Origin of the sequence: Sphingobium sp. LSP13-1-1.1, from assembly GCF_040676415.1 — a bacterium.
Classification (GTDB): domain Bacteria; phylum Pseudomonadota; class Alphaproteobacteria; order Sphingomonadales; family Sphingomonadaceae; genus Sphingobium.
Map to the genome: position 1 here is coordinate 1 of NZ_JBEGHU010000060.1, position 439 is coordinate 439.

General features: G+C 65.8%; 1 protein-coding gene. It reads left to right on the forward strand.

Features of this window, described 5'->3' with window-relative positions; translation table 11 throughout:
- Positions 1 to 436: NAD-binding protein (locus MRBLSP13_RS19945; RefSeq protein ID WP_363756256.1), on the forward strand; the 436-nt coding region annotated here is incomplete at its 5' end.
- Positions 437 to 439: the final 3 nt, after the last annotated feature.

Below are 439 nucleotides of genomic sequence, written 5' to 3' on the forward strand. Positions count from 1 at the left end.
GTTCGACGCCATCGGCAGGCGGACTTTCGCCGCCGGGTCCGATCCCGCCACCGCCTCGCTGCTCAAGCTCACCAACAATATGGTGCTGGCCTGCGCGATCGAGGTCATGGGCGAGGCGTTCAGCCTGATCGAGAAGTCCGGGGCCGATCCCGAAGCGATGCGCGATATCCTGATCGAGGGTCTGTTTTCCGGTCCGGCCTATAGTGGCTATTCGCGCGCGATCCTGGATCGCAGCTGGGATAATGTCGGCTTCACCGCAACCCTTGCCCTCAAGGATGTCGATCTCGCCCTCGCCACGGGTGCTGCCAATGGCGTTCCCCTGCCCAGCGCCGAGGTCTGCCGCGAGCGACTGGTGCGCGCGATCGCCGATGGCGATGCCGAGCGGGACTGGATCGTCATGGCCCTCGCCCAGGCCCGCGCCAGCGGACTTGCCTGATTT